Origin of the sequence: Rhodoligotrophos sp. CJ14 (assembly GCF_038811545.1) — a bacterium.
Lineage (GTDB): Bacteria > Pseudomonadota > Alphaproteobacteria > Rhizobiales > Im1 > Rhodoligotrophos > Rhodoligotrophos ferricapiens.
Map to the genome: position 1 here is coordinate 2,884,640 of NZ_CP133319.1, position 18,707 is coordinate 2,903,346.

Annotated in this window: 17 protein-coding genes and 1 tRNA gene; 12 read left to right on the forward strand and 6 right to left on the reverse strand. The window is 61.8% G+C overall.

What is annotated here, in order from left to right:
• The first annotated feature begins 191 nt into the window (after positions 1-191).
• The 7 genes from RCF49_RS13385 to RCF49_RS13415 all read left to right on the forward strand — a co-directional run bounded on the left by RCF49_RS13385 (position 192) and on the right by RCF49_RS13415 (position 9,249).
• On the forward strand, positions 192-1,382 hold the full coding sequence (locus RCF49_RS13385) for an efflux RND transporter periplasmic adaptor subunit (RefSeq protein ID WP_342640384.1): 1,191 nt from the start codon (positions 192-194) through the stop codon (positions 1,380-1,382).
• A 17-nt stretch (positions 1,383-1,399) separates the two neighbouring features.
• Positions 1,400-4,552, forward strand: a complete 3,153-nt coding sequence (locus RCF49_RS13390) for an efflux RND transporter permease subunit (protein WP_342640385.1) — start codon at positions 1,400-1,402, stop codon at positions 4,550-4,552.
• A 63-nt stretch (positions 4,553-4,615) separates the two neighbouring features.
• Complete coding sequence (locus RCF49_RS13395; protein WP_342640386.1) at positions 4,616-5,263, forward strand: TetR/AcrR family transcriptional regulator; 648 nt, start codon at positions 4,616-4,618, stop codon at positions 5,261-5,263.
• 106 nt (positions 5,264-5,369) lie between these two features.
• Positions 5,370-6,470, forward strand: a complete 1,101-nt coding sequence (locus tag RCF49_RS13400; RefSeq protein ID WP_342640387.1) for an ABC transporter ATP-binding protein — start codon at positions 5,370-5,372, stop codon at positions 6,468-6,470.
• Positions 6,471-6,473: 3 nt separating this feature from the next.
• Entirely contained in the window at positions 6,474-7,397 is a 924-nt protein-coding gene (locus tag RCF49_RS13405; RefSeq protein WP_342640388.1) for an ABC transporter permease, read from the forward strand.
• A complete protein-coding gene (locus tag RCF49_RS13410; protein WP_342640389.1) occupies positions 7,390-8,190 on the forward strand; it encodes an ABC transporter permease in 801 nt (266 codons plus the stop codon). The genes RCF49_RS13405 and RCF49_RS13410 overlap by 8 nt, the downstream gene beginning before the upstream one ends.
• A 24-nt stretch (positions 8,191-8,214) precedes the next feature.
• Positions 8,215-9,249: an extracellular solute-binding protein gene (locus tag RCF49_RS13415; RefSeq protein ID WP_342640390.1), complete on the forward strand. Its 1,035-nt coding sequence runs from the start codon at positions 8,215-8,217 to the stop codon at positions 9,247-9,249.
• Between the two features lie 197 nt (positions 9,250-9,446).
• Here the strand turns inward: RCF49_RS13415 and RCF49_RS13420 are convergent.
• The 5 genes from RCF49_RS13420 to hemC form a co-directional block, all read right to left on the reverse strand.
• Positions 9,447-9,522: transfer RNA gene (locus RCF49_RS13420), tRNA-Thr, on the reverse strand.
• Positions 9,523-9,619: 97 nt separating this feature from the next.
• Positions 9,620-11,269 (reverse strand): heme biosynthesis protein HemY, encoded by a 1,650-nt coding sequence (locus tag RCF49_RS13425; RefSeq protein ID WP_342640391.1) that lies wholly within the window; start codon positions 11,267-11,269, stop codon positions 9,620-9,622.
• Between the two features lie 18 nt (positions 11,270-11,287).
• On the reverse strand, positions 11,288-12,727 hold the full coding sequence (locus tag RCF49_RS13430; RefSeq protein WP_342640392.1) for a COG4223 family protein: 1,440 nt from the start codon (positions 12,725-12,727) through the stop codon (positions 11,288-11,290).
• 47 nt (positions 12,728-12,774) lie between these two features.
• A complete protein-coding gene (locus tag RCF49_RS13435) occupies positions 12,775-13,485 on the reverse strand; it encodes a uroporphyrinogen-III synthase (protein WP_342640393.1) in 711 nt (236 codons plus the stop codon).
• Position 13,486: 1 nt separating this feature from the next.
• A complete protein-coding gene (gene hemC / locus RCF49_RS13440; RefSeq protein ID WP_342640394.1) occupies positions 13,487-14,419 on the reverse strand; it encodes a hydroxymethylbilane synthase in 933 nt (310 codons plus the stop codon).
• Between the two features lie 125 nt (positions 14,420-14,544).
• Here hemC and tsaD point away from each other — a divergent pair, with 125 nt between their 5' ends.
• From tsaD to RCF49_RS13465, 5 genes are all read left to right on the forward strand, one after another.
• A complete protein-coding gene (tsaD, locus tag RCF49_RS13445) occupies positions 14,545-15,615 on the forward strand; it encodes a tRNA (adenosine(37)-N6)-threonylcarbamoyltransferase complex transferase subunit TsaD (protein WP_342644197.1) in 1,071 nt (356 codons plus the stop codon).
• Between the two features lie 23 nt (positions 15,616-15,638).
• Positions 15,639-16,646 carry an NAD(P)H-dependent glycerol-3-phosphate dehydrogenase gene (locus RCF49_RS13450; protein WP_342640395.1) on the forward strand — a complete coding sequence of 336 codons (1,008 nt, stop codon included), beginning with the start codon at positions 15,639-15,641 and terminating at the stop codon, positions 16,644-16,646.
• A 16-nt stretch (positions 16,647-16,662) separates the two neighbouring features.
• Positions 16,663-16,959 carry a YciI family protein gene (locus RCF49_RS13455; protein WP_342640396.1) on the forward strand — a complete coding sequence of 99 codons (297 nt, stop codon included), beginning with the start codon at positions 16,663-16,665 and terminating at the stop codon, positions 16,957-16,959.
• A gap of 15 nt (positions 16,960-16,974) precedes the next feature.
• Positions 16,975-17,403 (forward strand): EVE domain-containing protein, encoded by a 429-nt coding sequence (locus RCF49_RS13460; protein ID WP_342640397.1) that lies wholly within the window; start codon positions 16,975-16,977, stop codon positions 17,401-17,403.
• Between the two features lie 235 nt (positions 17,404-17,638).
• Positions 17,639-18,157 (forward strand): hypothetical protein, encoded by a 519-nt coding sequence (locus tag RCF49_RS13465; protein ID WP_342640398.1) that lies wholly within the window; start codon positions 17,639-17,641, stop codon positions 18,155-18,157.
• Here the strand turns inward: RCF49_RS13465 and RCF49_RS13470 are convergent.
• Positions 18,135-18,701, reverse strand: a complete 567-nt coding sequence (locus RCF49_RS13470) for a GNAT family N-acetyltransferase (RefSeq protein WP_342640399.1) — start codon at positions 18,699-18,701, stop codon at positions 18,135-18,137. The genes RCF49_RS13465 and RCF49_RS13470 overlap by 23 nt on opposite strands.
• Positions 18,702-18,707: the final 6 nt, after the last annotated feature.

Sequence of the window (18,707 nt, forward strand, 5' to 3'; positions counted from 1 at the left end):
GTTCTTTTTTTTACGGCCAAGCCGGCGTATATCATCGCCGCGCTGGCAGATCCTAGCGACAGGCAGAAGCGCGGGGCCGGCGGGGGAAACTCCGTAGGGAAGGACGAGAATCAGACGTGCGAGCGATGGCGCTGGCGCGAGGGATGGGGTGTCGAATGCGGTCATATTATCGAATTCTGGCAGCTTTGTTGATGATCACCGCTGCGAGCCCAGTGCTGATCGGATGCGATGATCAGGCCGCATCCAAGGACACGCCGGGTGCCGCGGCCGAAGCTCCGCCGCAACCGGTTTCCGTGGTAACGGTTCGGCCGGAGCGGTTGCCCATCGTCAATGAGCTCCCCGGCCGTATTGCCCCCCTGAGGGTCGCGGAAGTACGGCCGCGCGTCTCAGGCATTGTCATCGAGCGGGTCTTCGAGCAAGGCAGCGAGGTGAAGGAGGGCGATGTCCTCTATCGCATCGATCCGGAACCGTTTCGGGTCCGGGTTGCGAGTGCCGAGGCTGCTCTGAAACGAGCGGAGGCGGGGCGCTTGCAGGCCCAGCAGACAGCTGAGCGGATCGAGCAGCTGAGAAAGCAGCGCGTGGTGAGCACGCAGCAGCAGGATGATGCGGTTGCAGCACTTGCCCAGGCTCAGGCCGATGTGGCCAGCGCCAAGGCGCAGCTCGATGCGGCCCGCCTTGATCTCCAATATGCCGATGTGCGTGCGCCGATCAGCGGCCGTATCGGCCGTGCCTTGATCACGGAAGGCGCGCTGGTCAGCGCGAGCGGTGCGGAGCCTCTCGCAACAATCCGGCAGCTCGATCCAGTCTATGCCGACTTCAACCAGTCGGTGAATGATCTCCTCGCGCTACGACGTTCGACAGCATCAGGAAGCTTGAGCGAGCCGAATGAGGGCGAGGCCACGGTGAAGCTCATCTTCGATGACGGAACCCCGTACAAATATTCGGGCAAGGTCCTGTTCTCGGAGGCGACGGTCGATGAGACGACGGGCCAGGTATTGCTGCGCGGCGAGTTTCCGAACCCCGATGGCGAATTGCTGCCCGGCATGTATGTTCGGGTTCAGGTCGAGCAGGGCGTCGAGCCAAACGCCATCGCGGTGCCGCAGCAAGCGGTCCAGCGCGACACCAGCGGGCATGCTCAGGTCTATGTGGTTGGCGAAGACTCGATCCCGCAATTGCGGACCGTTAAGGCGGGGCGCACGCTTGGGGACCGGTGGGTGATCAATGCTGGCCTCAAGCCTGGTGAGCGGGTCGTTGTTGAAGGCTTCCAGAAGATCCGCCCCGGCATGAAGGTTCAGGCTCAGGCCTGGGCTCCAGCAGGCGAAGGCGCGTCTGCGCCTGGTAAGCAGGCGGATGCATCCACCAGCCCGGTCCAAGCAAACTAGAACAAAGATAGAGTCAGATGCCGAGTTTCTTTATCGACCGGCCGGTCTTTGCCTGGGTCGTGGCCCTGTTCATCGTGATCGCGGGCATCATCGCCATCCCGTTGATGCCTGTGGCGCAATATCCATCGGTCGCACCGCCGCAGATCTCGATCAGCACCACCTATCCCGGTGCCTCGCCGCAGAACATCTATCAGAGCGTCACCCGGCTCATTGAAGAAGAGCTGAATGGCGCCAATGGACTGCTCTATTTCGAGTCGACCTCGGATACCTCCGGCCGGGTCGAGATCACCGCGACCTTTCAGCCCGGCACAGATCCCATGCTGGCCCAGGTCGATGTGCAAAACCGCATCGCCACGGTCGAGCCCCGCCTTCCGCAGGAGGTGGCACAGCAAGGCATTCGCGTTGAGCAGGCGGGCTCGGGCTTCCTCATGGTGGTGGCCCTCACCTCCACGGATGGCTCGATCGATGCCATTGGGCTTGGCGATTATGTCAGCCGCAACGTTCTCAGCGAAATCCGTCGTGTGCCCGGCGTTGGCCGTGCCCAGCTCTTTGCGACGGAACGGTCCATGCGCATCTGGATCGATCCGGAGAAGATGGTCGGCCTTGCGCTGACCCCGAGCGACATCACCAATGCCATTCGCGCTCAGAATGCACAGGTTGCCGCTGGCCAGATCGGTGCATTGCCGAACCCGATCACGCAGCAGATCTCCGCAACGGTGCAGGTGAAGGGGCAGCTCACCTCGCCGGAAGAGTTCGGCGCCATCGTATTGCGCGCCAATCCCGATGGTTCGATGGTGCGACTGCGCGATGTCGCCAAGATCGAGGTTGGCGGTCAGGACTACAATTTCTCAACCCGCCTCAATGGCCAGCCCACGGCCGCCGTTGGCGTCCAGCTCTCGCCCACGGGCAACGCGATGGCGACCTCGAAGGCCGTCAAGGCGCGCATGGATGAGCTTGCCCAGTTCTTCCCGGCGGGCGTCGAATATTCGATCCCCTATGACACCTCGCCCTTCGTGGCGATCTCGATCGAGAAGGTGCTGCACACCCTGGTCGAGGCGATGGCCCTGGTGTTCGTCGTGATGTTCCTGTTCCTGCAGAGCTTCCGCTACACCATCATCCCGACCCTTGTCGTGCCGGTGGCCCTGCTTGGCACGGTTGCCGTCATGCTCGCCATGGGCTTTTCCATCAACGTGCTCACCATGTTCGGCATGGTGCTGGCCATTGGCATTCTGGTCGATGATGCGATCGTTGTGGTTGAGAATGTCGAGCGCATCATGGCCGAGGAGGGGCTTCCACCGAAGGAAGCCACCCGCAAGGCCATGCGACAGATCACCGGGGCCGTGATTGGCATCACCCTGGTTCTGACCTCCGTGTTCATTCCCATGGCCTTCTTCCCGGGGGCGGTGGGCGTCATCTACCAACAGTTCAGCCTCACCATGGTCGTGTCGATCCTGTTCTCGGCACTGCTGGCCTTGTCGCTGACCCCTGCTCTGTGTGCGACTTTCCTAAAGCCGGTGAAGGGGCATCACGAGCGGCGCGGCTTCTTTGGCTGGTTCAACCGCGGCTTTGACCGCACGTCCCGCGGCTATAGCGGCATCGCTGCCTGGCTGGTTGGCCGCGCCGGTCGGTTCATGGTGATCTATGCCGCTCTGGTCGTGGGGATGGGCTATCTCTTCATGCATTTGCCATCCTCGTTCCTGCCGAACGAGGACCAGGGCTATATCGTGGTGAATGTGCTCGCCCCGCCCGAGGCGAGCGCCAATCGCACCCAGCAGGTGGTCGAGCAGATCGAGAAGCATTTCATGGCCGAGCCGGGCGTTGCTCGCGTGGTCATGGTGAAGGGCTTCAGCTTCCTCGGCGCCGGCCAGAACGCTGCCCTTGCCTTTGTCACCCTGAAGGACTGGAGCGAGCGCGGCCCGAATGATTCCGCGCAGGCCATCGCCATGCGGGGAAATATGTTCATGGCGGGCATCAAGGATGCGATGGCCTTCTCATTGTCGCCGCCGCCGATCCAGGGCCTCGGCACGTCCAACGGCTTTTCGTTCCGCCTTCAGGATCGCGGAGGACGCGGTCAGGAGGCGCTCTCGGCTGCCCGCGACCAGCTGCTGGGCGCTGCCGCCCAAAGCCCGGTTCTCACCGGCGTCTATGTGGAAGGCTTGCCCGATGCGGCCCAGCTCGAGCTCAATATCGACCGCGAGAAGGCCAACACGTTCGGCGTGACCTTCGCCGATATCAATGCGGCCATCTCGACGAGCCTTGGGTCGGCCTATGTGAATGATTTTCCCAATTCCGGCCGCATGCAGCGCGTGACCGTTCAGGCGGAGGATATCAGCCGGATGACGGCTGAGGATTTGCTGCGCTTGAATGTGCGTAATGCGAATGGTGGAATGGTGCCGCTCAGCGCCTTCGCGAGCGTGTCTTGGGAGAAGGGTCCAACCCAGATCATTGGCTATAACGGCTATCCCTCGGTGCGCATCAGTGGTGAGGCAGCACCGGGATATTCCTCCGGCGATGCCATTACCGAGATGGAGCGGCTGGCCCGGCAGCTTCCTGCGGGCTTTGGCTATGAATGGAGCGGGCAATCCCTGCAGGAGATCGAGTCGGGCTCGCAGGCCCCGCTGCTGATCGCGCTGTCCTGTATTTTCGTCTTCCTGTGCCTTGCGGCTCTCTATGAGAGCTGGTCGATCCCGATTGCGGTGATGCTGGTGGTGCCGCTCGGTGTTATCGGTTCGGTCCTCGCCGTGATGCTGCGCGACATGCCGAACGATGTTTACTTCAAGGTCGGTCTCATCGCGATCATCGGCTTGTCCGCCAAGAACGCGATTCTGATCGTGGAATTCGCCAAGGACCTGATGGCGGAAGGCAAATCACTGGTCGAGGCAACGATCGAAGCGGCCCATCTCCGCTTCCGGCCGATCATCATGACCTCGCTTGCCTTCACACTGGGTGTTGTCCCGCTTGCGATTGCAAGCGGGGCCAGCGCTGCGAGCCAGCAGGCGATCGGAACCGGCGTCATGGGCGGCATGATCTCAGCGACGGTGCTCGCGGTGTTCTTCGTGCCGGTATTCTTCGTCTTCGTGATGAGGATTTTCAGCTGGCGTCAGAACAGACGGCGATCTGATACGCCGCCGCCTGCGGAGGCTCATGAAGTTCAGCCCAATTTGGGCTAAGCTGTGATCATGACAGGTGCTTCGAAGCCAGTGAAGACCAGGCGTCCCGTGACCGGTTGTTGCATGGACAGGCGGAGGCGCGGTCGGCCTAGTCTTCACGAGGCGCATGCCCTCACCGATGTCATCCTGGAGGAGGCCCTTGCGCTCTTTCGGCGCAATGGCTTTGCCGCCACCACGATGGAGGAGGTGGCGAGCGCTTGCGGGGCTGCCAAGCACAGCATCTATCGCCGCTTTTCCTCCAAGGAGGAGCTGTTTCGCGAAGCGGTCGCCCTCGAACGCCGGCGGCTTCTGGATTGTGTCGCGCAGATCGATGTGAGGGAGAATGAGCCCTTGGCATCCCTGAGGGCGATTGCGCGGGCGCTGCTGCATATCGTGATCGCGCCGGGCAGCATTGATCTGTTCCGCATGTGCATCGCCGAGGCCCATCGCTTTCCCATCATCTGCTCGGAATTTGGCGAGACGAAGCGGCAGCTGCACGAGGTGATGAGTCCGTTCGTGATCGCTGCCCAGCAGCAGGGGCTGCTGATCGACGGAGATCCCACTGAAATCGCACGCCGTTTGCACCATGCCATCGTGGGCGAGGCGGTGATGATGATCTTGCTTGGCAGCGAGAGCTGCGCGAGTGGGGTTGATTGGGACAGCTATTTCGATCAGGCCTGGGCCTCAGCCATGCATGGTCTGGCCAGAACCGCACCGGCGCGCTGCACCTAATCCATGAGCCGTCGACCCCAGTTGCCAATCACTGCGGCATGTGGTGAGCTGGTATGGGGAATGAGGGCGCCTCATCAAAAGGGGCTGAGAGGACGGGGCATTGAGAGTGCCGGATCAACCGGATCGAAATGCGATCGAGGTTCGCGGCGTCAGCAAGATCTTTCCGGCGGCCGAAGGGCCGGTCAAGGCGCTGGACGGGATCTTCGTTGACATTCGGGAAAATGAATTTTTTACGCTGCTCGGCCCATCCGGCTGCGGCAAGACAACCCTCCTGCGCATGATCGCAGGCTTTGAATTTCCCACCACCGGCGAAATTCTGTTGCATGGTGAGGATATCGCACCGCTTCCGCCCTATAGGCGGCCGGTCAATACCGTCTTTCAGAACTATGCGCTGTTTCCCCACATGACCGTGGCGGAAAACATCGCCTTCGGGCTCCAGATGCTGGGCCGGCCGAAGGCGGAGGTCGAAGCGCGCGTGTCGGAGATGCTCAGGCTGGTGAAGATGGAGCCCCTCCGCAACCGCAAGACCAGCCAGATCTCCGGCGGGCAGCAGCAGCGTGTGGCCTTGGCCCGAGCGCTCGCCCCAAGCCCAAAGGTGCTGCTGCTGGATGAGCCCCTGTCAGCGCTCGACTACAAGCTGCGCAAGGAGATGCAGGTCGAGCTGAAACGCCTGCAGCGCGAGACGGGCATCACCTTCATCTTCGTGACGCATGATCAGGAAGAGGCGCTTACCATGTCGAACCGCCTCGCGGTTATGTCGGCTGGGCGCATTCTGCAGGTGGGAAGCCCGCGCGAGATCTATGACCGTCCCGCCGAGCGCTTCGTGGCCGATTTCATCGGCGAGACCAACTTTCTCGAAGGGGAGGTTGTATCCCTTGCCGATGGCCGCGCTTCTGTGCGGCTCAAATCCGGGCTGATGGTTGATGCATCGCTGCCTGAGCAATTCCTGCCCTCCGGCAAGGTCACCGTGGTGATAAGGCCGGAACACGCGGAGATCGTGCCGCTCGGCGGTGAGCACGTGCTGCCGGGACGGGTTGAGAATACCGACTATTTCGGCACCGATACCCGTTTCGACATCGCGCTGGACAGCGGCGAGCGGTTCATTCTCCGCCGCCAGAACAGTCATGACACCGTTCAGGATGTTTCACCCGGCGATCGTATCGGCGTTACGATCGATAGCGGAGCGGCGCAAGTTCTGAAGGATTAGCCGATGGCAAATGGAGCCGAATACGCAGCGAAAGCCCACGCCCGTGACATTCGCTTGCGCTGGCTCCTCACAGCCCCGGCCCTTCTGATCATAGCGCTCGCCTCGATTGGCCCTTTGCTGATCGTTCTGGTCTATTCCTTCCTGGAATCGGCACCTTACGGGGATGTGCTCTGGAAATTCTCCGGCAATGGCTGGACGAGCGTGCTCTTCCAGCGCGACATTTTCGATGACACGCTGACCCTCGCAGATGCCCATCTCTCGATCTTCTGGCGCTCCATTCGCCTGTCGCTGATCACCACGCTCTTCACCCTGCTTCTGGGCTTTCCCACCGCCTATTTCATCGCGACGCGGCCGGAAAGAACACGGGCGATCTGGCTGTTTCTGATCACCATTCCATTCTGGACCAATCTTTTGATCCGCACCTTCGCCATCCAGGAGGTGATCCGCAACGAGGGCATCATCAACACCCTGCTCATGAAGCTCGGCATCATCTCGAGCCCGCTCCAGATGATGTATACCGACTTCGCGATCCTGCTCGGCATGACCTATGTCTATTTCCCCCTCATGGTCTTGCCGCTATTTGCCTCGATGGAAAAGCTCGACTTCCGCCTGATCGAAGCGGCCTATGATCTCTATGCGACCCGCTTCAGCGTCCTCAGGCGCATCATCATTCCGCTGGTGAAGCCCGGCATCATCGCAGGCTCCATCCTGGTCTTCATCCCCTCGCTCGGCGCCTATGTGACGCCACGCGTTCTCGGCGGCGGGCGCAACCTGATGCTGGGCAATCTCATCGAGCTGCAATTCGGACAGGGCAGAAACTGGCCCCTGGGGGCGGCCCTTGCGATGACCTTGCTGGTCATCGTCATGGTCGCCCTCATCATCTATGTGCGCAAGGCCTCGGGCAATAGCGGAGGGCACCATGGCTAAGCCCTTCTCGGTCCGCAGCCTCCCCGGCTTCACCACGATCGCGCTCTTCTGCTTTGCCCTGCTTTATCTCCCGATCCTCGCCCTCGTGGTCTATGCCTTCAATGCCGGCACTTCGATCGTGATCTGGGAGGGATTTTCGCTGCGCTGGTTCGAGGCCGCCTGGAATAATCAGCAGGTGATCGATGCCTCGATCCGCTCACTCCAGATTGCATTCGTTGCAGCGACCATTGCGACGATCGTTGCGACCATGGCGGCCATCGCCACCACTCGCAGTGCTCCCTATCGGGGGCTCACCGTCAAATATGGCATCATCAACCAGCCGTTGATGGTCCCGGAGATCGTGACGGCGGTCGCCCTGCTCATCCTCTTTTCGCGCATCAAGGTGTGGAGCGGCTATTCAGGGCTTGGCTATCTCATGCTGGCCCATACCGCCTTCTGCATCCCCTTTGCCTATCTGCCCATTCGGGCGCGGCTTGAGAGCATGGACCTCTCGCTCGAGACGGCGGCGGCCGACCTCTATGCCACCCCATGGCAGGCCTTCCGGCGCATAACCCTGCCGCTGTTGTGGCCGGGAATTCTTGCAGGCCTCATGCTCGCCTTCGTGATCTCCCTCGATGATGTGGTGATCACCGAATTCGTGAAATCGGCGGGACAGGACACGCTGCCCACTTATATGCTGGGTCAGCTGAGGCGGGTGATCACGCCCGAGATGAACGCGATTTCGGCCGTGTTCCTGCTGATATCCATCGGCGTCGTGACCTTCTTTTTCCTCATGAGCCGAAAGCGCAACTGAACAGGGAAACAGGGGAGTGGAGCAATGCGACTGAGATTGAAGGCCGCCATCTGCTGTGCCGCCATTCTGGCTTCGACGCAGCTGGCCAATGCCGCAGGTGAACTGCATATCTTCAACTGGGGCAACTATACGAGCCCGGACCTGATCAAGAAGTTCTCGGAAAAATACGACGTCAAGGTGACGATCACCGATTACGACTCCAATGAGACCGCGATCGCCAAGATCCGCCAGGGTGGGCATGGTTTCGACATGGTGGTGCCCTCCGGCAGCGTATTGCCCATCTGGATCAAGGAAGGCCTCCTGCTGGAATCGCGGCCCGACCAGATGGAGAATTTCAAGAATGTCGATCCGCAATGGGTCAACGTGCCCTTCGATCCGGGCCGCCACTATTCCGTGCCCTGGCAATGGGGCACCACCGGCGTTGCGGTGAACAAGAGCGCCTATAAGGGCGACCCGAACACATCGGCCATTTTCCTCGACCCGCCGCCGGAGCTCGTGGGCAAGGTGAATGTGGTGCCGGAGATGAATGACGTGATGCCACTGGCCATCATGTATATGGGCGGCAAGCCCTGCACAGGCGATAAGGAGGTTCTCAAGAAGGTCCGTGACAAGCTGCTCGAAGCCAAGCCCAAATGGATCTCCATGGATTACGGCATGACCGAGAAGCTCGCGACCAATGACGTGATGGCGAGCGTCAACTGGAACGGGTCGACCATGCGCTCGCGCCTGCAGAACCCCAATGTTGTCTACGGCTATCCCAAAGAGGGCTATCCGATCTGGATGGATAACCTCGCCATTCTCAAGGACGCGAAGAATGTCGAGAACGCCAAGCTGTTCATGAATTTCGTCATGGAGCCAGAGAATGCCGGCATGATCTCAGCCTTCGCCCGCTATGCCAACGGGATCAAAGGATCGGAGAAATATATGCCGGAGGACATGCGCGATGCGCCGGAAGTGGTGATCCCCGAACAGTTCCGGTCGGCGGGCGTCTTCAACGAATCCTGCCCGCCGGAGGTTCAGCAGATCTACACGCGGATCTGGACCGAGCTGCAGAAATAACACCGTGTGCTGCGGCCCGTGCACTCGCATGGGCCGCAAGAGCATGTTCGAAGCGGTGAATGCAGTCCGCCCGAGCAAGGCCTGCCCTCGGGCTGGAGCATTTTGAGCGAAGTGGTACCGGTTCCCGTGAAGAAAACGCGACATGCAAGGGTTTAGAACAACCTTGCCTGTGCGCTTTTGCTGACTTCTTTGAAGAATGGTGCCGCCTGCGTGACTCGAACACGCGACCTACGCATTACGAATGCGCCGCTCTACCGGCTGAGCTAAGGCGGCCCGCACCAAGCAGGGTGTTCCGAAATCGCTTCGGAGGACCCGACAGATACTCTGTCGCTCGCCAAATGGCAACCCGGCTTGCATGCTCAGTTCGCGTTTATCTCGGCAATGTGCTGCCGAGCCACTCAGTCTCACGATTTTGCCGGCGCTCCTCCTCGCCATCACTCTCGGTGCCAGGGTCATCGGGCTGCTTGACCACGGCCGTATCGCCCTTGGCGATAACCTCTGGCGGCACCTCGCCAAGGTCGGGATAGGGTATGACAACCGGCGGGGGAACCGAGCCCGATGCGGCCGACGGGACCGCGGTCACCACAACGGAACTCCCGGTCTTAGCCCCTGGCGGCGTGGGCTCTACCTCGCCAACTGGGGCAGCCGCCGCCTTGCCTGAGGTATGATCTGTGCCCCGATCGCTGTCCGTGCTCAGGTGCTGAATGGCTTCGCTTGCTTGAATCTCGCTATGGGTGATGCCTTCAACCGGCCGCTTCCAGACGAAGGCGTCGAGCTCTCCCGTCAGGGGTGAGACAGGCTGCCAAACATCTGAGACATAGCCATCGGCTGTCCAAACCGGATCGCGAGGCGCGATCACCGCGCGGGCGAGCCATTCCCGCTCCTTGCCCCGGTCATCGTGCTCCAGCCTTTCGATCTCGGCCATCAGCAGACAAATGCCGGCGCTCGGGCGATCCTCCAAATAGGGCGCCAAGGCAGTGCGGGCACTTGCGAAATCATGGGCTTCGATGCAAGCACGCCCCAATGCCACCGCGCCTTCTTCTCCCCCCGGCTTCTGTGCGATCAGACCGCGGACCCGCTTCAAGCGATCCTGGGCGGCATCGCCAGGCCGCACATGGGCATATGCCTCAGCAAGGTCGCGGTGTGGATTGAGAACCCAGGTTTCCTCGATCATCCGCATTGCCTTGCGCACACTGCCGCGTGCTGCCAGCAATCGTGCCGCAACCAGCACCGGCGGGACGAGGTCCGGCGCGTTCTTATGCGCTTTGGTGGCGAGGCGAAGCGCTTCCTCCTCGTTGCTCTGCTCGATGGCCATCGCCTCGGCCGTTTCGGCCACCGCCTGCTTGCGCCGGGCTTCCGCCGCCGACATGAGGCCCGCGCGCCGCTGGTTCTCGATCAGCGTGGCAACCGCCCGCCAGTTGCGCTGTGAGGATTGCACCGTGAGCATGGCATTGGAGGCCCAGGGCAGATCCGGCTTCAGCCGTGCCGCACGTTCTGCAAGCCGTCGCGCTTCTTCATAATCGCCATTCTGCCGGGCCTGGTTGAACAGTCCGCGCAGTCCGAGCAACTCGGTTTCGCGATTTCGCAGCATGCCCTCGAAGACCGTGCGGACCGTGCCTGTGTCACCCTCGAGCTGCGCGGTCTGGGCTTTGAGAAGGTGCACGAGCGGCTCATTGGGCAAGTTCCTGGCCGCGATCTGCGCGTGTCGTCGCGCGCCGGCAAGATCGCCCGCACCAATGGCGACAATGCCGCGGCTGAGCGCTCTCTGGCCCTTGCGATGCTTGCGATGGCCGAAGAAATGCGACACCGCCGCCGGCGCGAACAGCACGCGGCGAAGCACCGCCCACAGCAGACCGATGGCCGCCATGATCGCAAGCAGGCAGAACAAGGCTGCGACGACAGGCATCTGGATATGATAGCCCAGCCAGACGAGGCTCAGCGTGCCCGGGCGGTCGGCAAGCCATGCGATTCCGGCTGCGATCAGCGCGATGATGATGAACCGGAAGATGATGGGCCACATGGGTGATCGCCTCGCCTCTTAGTTGCCGCTTCCGGAAAGGTCCTGGATCTTCGCCAGGGCTTGGCCCGTGACTGCCTGCAAAGCGGCATCCGCATCGCGCCGCATTTTCGCAGCCTCGAGCCACTCGACCAGAGGCGCTGGAGGCGGCGCGCCTGCGGTTGCGAGCACCCGTTCTGCACCGGCAAAGTCTCCTGCTTCCACGAAGGGTGCCATGCGTGACATCACCTCGGTCCAATCGACCTCCTCAAGCGGCCTGATCTGGACCACGCTCTTCAGGCGCTGGACCAGAGCATCCCAGGTGCTGGCACTTGGGGCGGGCTGCGGTCGCGCGGCGGCCCTTGCGAGGTTCTCGCGCACGGTTGCGAAGCGATGCTGCAGGGTCTGCGCCGTTGGGACTCCCTGGTCCGCATGGGTTGCGAGCTGATCAAGTTCAGCGGAAGGACCGATTCGACTGCGCAGCGCGTCCACCTCCGATCGGAAGGACTCGCCATTGGCGAGCTTGGTGCGCAAGGCCTCGAGCGCGGAGGCCATTCCGGCCGCCTGCTCGGCACGTTCCGTCTGTTGTTGTTGCTCGGCTTGGCTCTGACTTTGCAGCGTCTGTTCAAGGGTGCCGAGCCGTTGGGTCAGCTGATCGAGATCCTGGCTTCTTGCGCCGGCATCGCCCTGTGCCTGACGCAGCATACCCAATTCGGACTCGAGGGCCTGCAGCCGGTTACCGGCCGCATCGAGCGCTTGCCGAAGCGAGGCGATCGCATTGGGATCCGCGGGCCCCGCATTGGCGAGCCTCTCGCGCAGCTCCGTGACCGTGCTATTGGTCTGCTGGGCGGTGTTACGGGTCTCGTCGATGCTCTGACGCATGCCCTCGACCTGCTGGCGGAGCCCCGTCAGGCCTTCTTCAAAGCTAGCGATACGCGATCTCAGGGATTCGACCGTTTCCGAAAAGCTGTCGAGCCGATTACGGTTCTCGCGGCTCGCCTGCTCGAGCGCGGGCAGCCGGTTCAGCATGTCTTGCGTCTGCGGGGTTGGAAAATAGTCCGCCCCATAGTTCCTGTAGAGCAGGATGCCGCCGAGCACTCCAGCAATCAGCAGCAACAGGCCGATACCGGCCCGCAGCCACCTGCGCAGGCTTGCATTATCGTCATCGAACTGATCGGGCGGAAGGCCATCCCCATGGGAGGGTGATTCCGGCGGCTGATTGGCACCTGTATGAAGCTCCGAGGCCGAATTGGCCGGCTCACCCGCCGCTGCTTGGTCCGTCTGCGGTGCATCTCCTGTTGCTGGCCTATCTGGAGACGCAGTTGCCCCCGATGCGGCGGACGCAGCGCCATCGGTCCCCGCTTCCGGTATTGCGGAGGCCGTCTCCTCCGTCTTGACCTCTGTCGCCGAAAGATCGATGACCGGTCCGCGTCCCGGCCGCATTGGACCGCTGTTCCTGCCGAGGTCGTCGTTCTGTGCCATTCAAGTCTCGAGGTTGCTGCGCGGGCGTTGCGGCGAATCAAGCTGGATCAGGCTGCGCCTATCCTGTCCATAATACTGTTTAATGTTGGCTCAGCAGCAACAGCAACGTGCAAACTCTCACCCCACGCGCGAGTGATTGCTTCAGCAACGGCTGCCGAGAGGCAGAAATGCATGACACCGCCAAGCCGCTCGCGAAGTCCGGCCTTTTCTGCCAGGCCACACCAGACCGATGCAGTCCGGGCCGAGAGCAGGACCGCGCCATCGACTTGGCGCTCTTTAAGCGCGGCGACCAGTGCATCGGAGAAGCAGACGGCCGGCTCCGCCTCATAGAGAACCGAACGCTGCACCACATAACCTCGCCGCTCGAGGTCACCGTTGAGATCGCGGGCGATGTGTTGGCCCGTAGCATAAAGGATCACGCCAGCTTTCGGCGAAAGCCGTTCGAGAGCAAGGGCAAGCAGGCTCGCGGCATCTCCTGCTGCGGCCTCCACTCGGGAAAATCCTGCCTCTGCCGCGGCTGCGGCTGTGGTCTCGCCAACGGCAAGCACCGGTATGCTATGGAGATCCACCCGTTTCGCAAGCAGTCTCGCTGCATGGGCGCTCGATAGAAGAATGGCCTGGTAGGGCAGCCGAGGCGTGCCATCGGGCAGCGGCTTGATCCGAAGCAGCGGCTCGATGAGCACCTCATGTCCCATGGTCTCGAGACGGCTTGCCAAAGCGGCTGCATCCTCTTGCGGGCGTGTTACAACCAATCGCATTCTAGCTGTTGTCCGTGAAGAATGCTTTTCCAGCCTTCTGTAAGATTTCCTCACCGGCATCCTCGCCGATGGCAGCTGCATCCGAAGCCGAGCCATGCCGCTCGACCTCATAGGCGTCGCGACCATCAGGGGCCAGGACCATGCCTCTGAAGGCAATCCCACCATCATCGGCGATGATGCAGAGCCCCGCAATCGGCGTCCGGCAGGACCCGTCGAGAATGCCGAGGAAGGACCGTTCGCAGGCGACCGCAATGGCGGTCTCCTGGTGGTTTAGCGGGCGAAGCAATTCGACCATGCGCGTATCACTCTCGCGGATCTCGATGCCGATGGCGCCTTGTGCGACGGCAGGCAGCATCTCCTCCGGCTCGATCAGTGCCGTGATCTCGCGCTCGAGACCCAGGCGCCTAAGACCCGCGCTGGCAAGCAGCGTTGCGTGGACCTCGCCGGCCCTCAGCTTGGCGAGCCGCGTGTCCACATTTCCACGGAAACCGACGATTTCGAGATCGGGACGCAGCCGCTTCAACTGAGCCGCGCGGCGGACTGAGGATGTGCCCATGATTGCCCCCCGCGGAAGATCGCTGATTGATTGGGCAACCGGGCTGAGAAAGGCATCGCGCGGATCTTCTCTCGGCAGCATCGCGGCCATGGTAAGCCCCTCGGGCAGCACCGAAGGCATGTCTTTCATGGAATGGACCGCGAGATCGATGCTGCCATCCAGCAGCGCGATTTCGATTTCCTTGGTGAACAGGCCTTTCCCGCCTATATCGGAAAGTGAACGGTTCTTGATGCGATCACCGGTGGTGGTGATGGGCACGATCACCACATCGCCATCCGCCAGGCCATGGGCCTCGATCAGCCGGCGCTTGGTCTCGGCGGCCTGCACGAGGGCCAATTTGCTGCCGCGTGTGCCTATGCGAATGGGAAGAGTTTGCACCTGGGCCTTTTCCGATGTTACTGGGCTCACAAAGCGAAGCTGTTGTTTGAGCCATCCTGGCTGTTAACGCAATGCCGATCCAGACCGAGCCCTTCAAGAACGGATTTTCTGCCGAACCTGCGGCGATGGTCGTCCTCGGGATCGAGACCTCCTGCGATGAGACGGCAGCCGCCGTCATTCGCCGGACGGCTGAGGGCCAGGGCGAAATCCTGGCCGAGCGCGTTCTGTCGCAGGACGATGATCATGCGCCCTTCGGGGGCGTGGTGCCGGAAATTGCAGCGCGCGCCCATGTTGCTCATCTTGATCGACTCATCAGTGAGGCCATGCAACGCAGCGGCCTCACCTTCGGCGATCTCGATGGGATCGCGGCAACCGCCGGCCCCGGTCTGATCGGTGGTCTGCTGGTTGGGCTGACCACGGGGCGAGCGATTGCCCAGGTGCATGATTTGCCAATTCTGCCGATCAATCACCTCGAGGGCCATGCGTTGACCGCCCGGCTCACCGATGGCATTGCCTTTCCCTATCTCCTACTTCTGGTCTCCGGCGGTCATACCCAGCTCCTCATTATCGAAGATGTGGGGCGTTATGTGCGGCTTGGCACCACGATCGACGATGCCCTGGGCGAGGCCTTCGACAAGACCGCAAAGCTTCTAGGCCTTGGTTATCCCGGCGGACCTCAGGTTGAACGTCGCGCTCGCGAGGGGGATCCCACGCGGTTTGCGTTTCCGCGCCCGATGCTCGGGCGGGAGGGATGCGACTTCTCGTTCTCCGGCCTCAAGACGGCTGTCCGGCGCGCGGTGCAGGCGGCAATGCCGGTCACCGAACAGGACATTGCCGATATCTGTGCGAGTTTTCAGGCAGCCATTACCGACTGCATCGTTGATCGCCTGCGCGGGGCAATGCGTCTATTTCAGCAGCGCTATCCCGATGCGGCAGCGCCCAATGTGGTGGTCGCGGGTGGTGTCGCGGCAAACTCGAGCCTGCGCCAAGCAATGTTGGATGAAGCAGCCAAAGCGGGCTTTGGCGTGAGCATACCGCCCTTGCGCCTGTGCACCGATAATGCGGTCATGATCGCCTGGGCAGGCGCCGAGCGCCTGGCCCGGGGGCTGACTGATACGGGAACGCTCACTGCCAGGCCGAGATGGCCATTGGATCCGCATGCCGCACCCGCCATCGGCGCCGGTGTCAAAGCCTAACCTTCGAGAACTGGGAGCGATGGATGGACCAGCGGCCAAATCATATAGGGGTGATCGGCGGCGGTGCATGGGGCACCGCGCTTGCTTGCCTTGCCGGCCGCGCTGGCGCGGAGGTCACATTATGGGCGCGAGAGCCGGAAGTCGTCGAGAGCATCAACCGGGATCGTGAGAATGTTCTGTTTCTTCCCGGAATTGCTCTGGAGCAGGCAATAGAGGCAACGGGCGACATCGCCGAGGCGATGCGAGCGGATATTCTGCTGCTGGTCTCTCCTGCTCAGGCGCTGCGTGAGGTGTGCCGATCCATGGCATCCCATCTCCGCCCCCGCACGCCCATCGTCATTTGTGCCAAGGGGCTCGAGCGTGGCACAAACAAGCTGATGACTGACGTGCTGGTCGAGGTCTTGCCCGAGGCAGAACCAATGGTGTTGTCGGGTCCAAGCTTTGCAGCCGATGTGGCGCGCGGACTGCCCACGGCGGTGACACTCGCCGCCCGCACTCACGACGATGCGCTGGCGGTGGCGAGAACGCTCGCGGGTCCGACCTTCCGGCCTTATGTCGCGGCCGATCTTGTTGGCGCGCAGATCGGTGGGGCCGTCAAGAATGTCCTTGCGATCGCCTGCGGTATTGCCGAAGGGCGAGGTCTTGGTGAAAGCGCCCGGGCATCGCTGATGACGCGCGCCTTTGCCGAGCTTGTCCGCTTCGGCAAGACCTTCGGTGCGCGCGCTGAAACATTGTCCGGTCTGTCCGGGCTCGGCGATCTCATGCTCACCTGCTCGAGCCAACAGTCGCGCAATATGTCCCTGGGCTTTGCCCTCGGGCGAGGGCAATCTGTGGATGACGTTCTGGGCAGCAGGCGCTCGGTCAGCGAAGGTGTCTATACTGCCGGGGTGGTGGTGGCGCTGGCGGCGGAGCGGGACATCGACATGCCGATCTCCCGTGCTGTTCACGACATCGTGGAGGGCCGGATCACCATAGACCAAGCCATAGAAGATCTGTTCAATCGTCCATTGAAAGCCGAAACAGAGACCTGATCATAGGGAGGGAGACATGGCGCATTTCGTTATCCTTTGCACGGACGTTCCCAATTCCGCTGAGAAGCGCAACGCGACAAGGGCCCAGCATCTCCAATATCTGACGAGCTTGGGGAGCAAGCTGCGTTTGGCGGGCCCGTTCACCACGGAAGAGGGCAAGACCATGACCGGCAGCATGCTGCTGGTGGAGACGGAGACCATCGAGGAAGCACGCGAGATTGCGGCGGGCGACCCTTACGGCCCGGCGGGTGTCTTCGCCAATGTCGAGGTGAAGCCGTGGCGATGGGTGATCACCGACGGCAAGCTCGTCTGAAGGGCATGCGCGGTCATGGCTTATTGGCTGTTTAAGACCGAGCCCGGGTCTTGGTCATGGGAGGACCAGAAGCGCAAAGGCGCGGCGGGCGAGCCCTGGACTGGCGTGCGCAATTTTCTCGCCAGAAAGCACATGATGTCGATGAAGGTCGGCGATCTCGGATTTTTCTACCACTCCGTGGAGGAGAAGCGGATCGTCGGTATCGTCCGGGTCAGCGCTGAAGCACATCCCGATCACACGGCGCCGGATGGCAAATGGCAATGTGTGGACGTGGTGGCCGTATGCGATGTGCCCTCGCCCGTGACCTTGGACCAGATCAAGAATGATCCGCGTTTGCAGGACATGATTCTGGTGAAGAACTCACGTCTGTCGGTGCAGCCGGTGACAGATCGGGAATGGGAGATCATCTGCGAGCTCGGTGCTGTGTCCCCCAAGGCACAGTGACGCCCTGACCGATTCCCGTCCCGCCCAGCATTCCCGCCATTGTCTGAGGATCCTGCTACAGCTGGGCAAATGTTCCTATAGTATGAACTCAATCCTCGGTTGAAATTGGCGGTGGCCGACCGCATCTTCGCCCAGGACGTTTCACACTACCGCAGCATTGGACGGATATGGTCCTGATCGCGCTGGGGAACTCGGGGCACCAGCGACGACAGCTGGGCTTGTCTAGGAGAAAGCCATGAATCCGAGCACTATATTGTTCTTGTGCGATGATAACGCGGCGTGCAGTTTGATGGCGGAGGCGATCGTCAACGCGGCCGGGGCTCGCCATCTGAAGGCCTTCAGTGCCGGGTTCGAGCCTGCCAAGGTCGCCGATCCCCATGCCATGGAAATCATTGCGCAAGCAGGCATCAGGGCCCGAGGCTTGCGGCCAAAGCCGCTGACGGAATTTGCCGGGCCGCCGCCGGTGAAGTTTTGCTACGCCATCAATCTGGCGACCCGCAGCCGCCCTGAGCTTGCGGGCTTGGCCGGGGAGACATGCCTGCTGCACTGGCCCGTCGCGGACCGGCCGTTCGGGGCGGGCTTTGGGGCGAGCCGCAAGGCTGAGCTTCTCGATCTCTTCGCGGAAATCCGGCAGCTCTGCGAGTCCATGTTCCTGCGTCCCGCCCGCACTTCAGCGCAGAAGCAGACCATTCACCGCGTGCTCGACAGGAGTGAATCACGCCGCTCCGAACTCACCGTCGAAGAGCATTGTTGATCAGCCCGCACGCGTCCGACAGCCACTCCTCCATCACGCTGAGGTGAGTGGGGGCCGGCGTCCGAAACATTCCCGATATCTCATTATGTTCGATGCGCAGCTCCGCCTTGTACTTTTGCGCGAGCCTGCGCATACGCTGATTCTCAACCATGCAAATCGTATAGATGGTCGTGATATGCCGGTTCTGGGCAGAGATGATGGCGCGCCGCATGAGCTCCGTGCCAACGCCCTGGCCACGGAAAGGCTTTTCGACTGTGAAGGCAGCTTCCGCTTCCAACGGGAAGCTGTCGGGCAAGGGCTGCAACTCGCCGGTCCCGCGCAAGATACCGTCGACAAAATAGCCATCCACGATCCCCGGCCATTGCAGGGCCTTGCGGGCATGGTCCTTAAGGAACTGCGGCGAGGTCCCACCGCCAAAGCGCAAATACTTCGCCTCGCGATCGAGGCGCTCGAGATGCTCAACAAAAATGCCGAGATCACCGATCCAGAGCTTTCGGTAGGTGCCCCTGGACGGTGCTGGTTGTGTATTCCTATCTTGAGTCATGGAAGG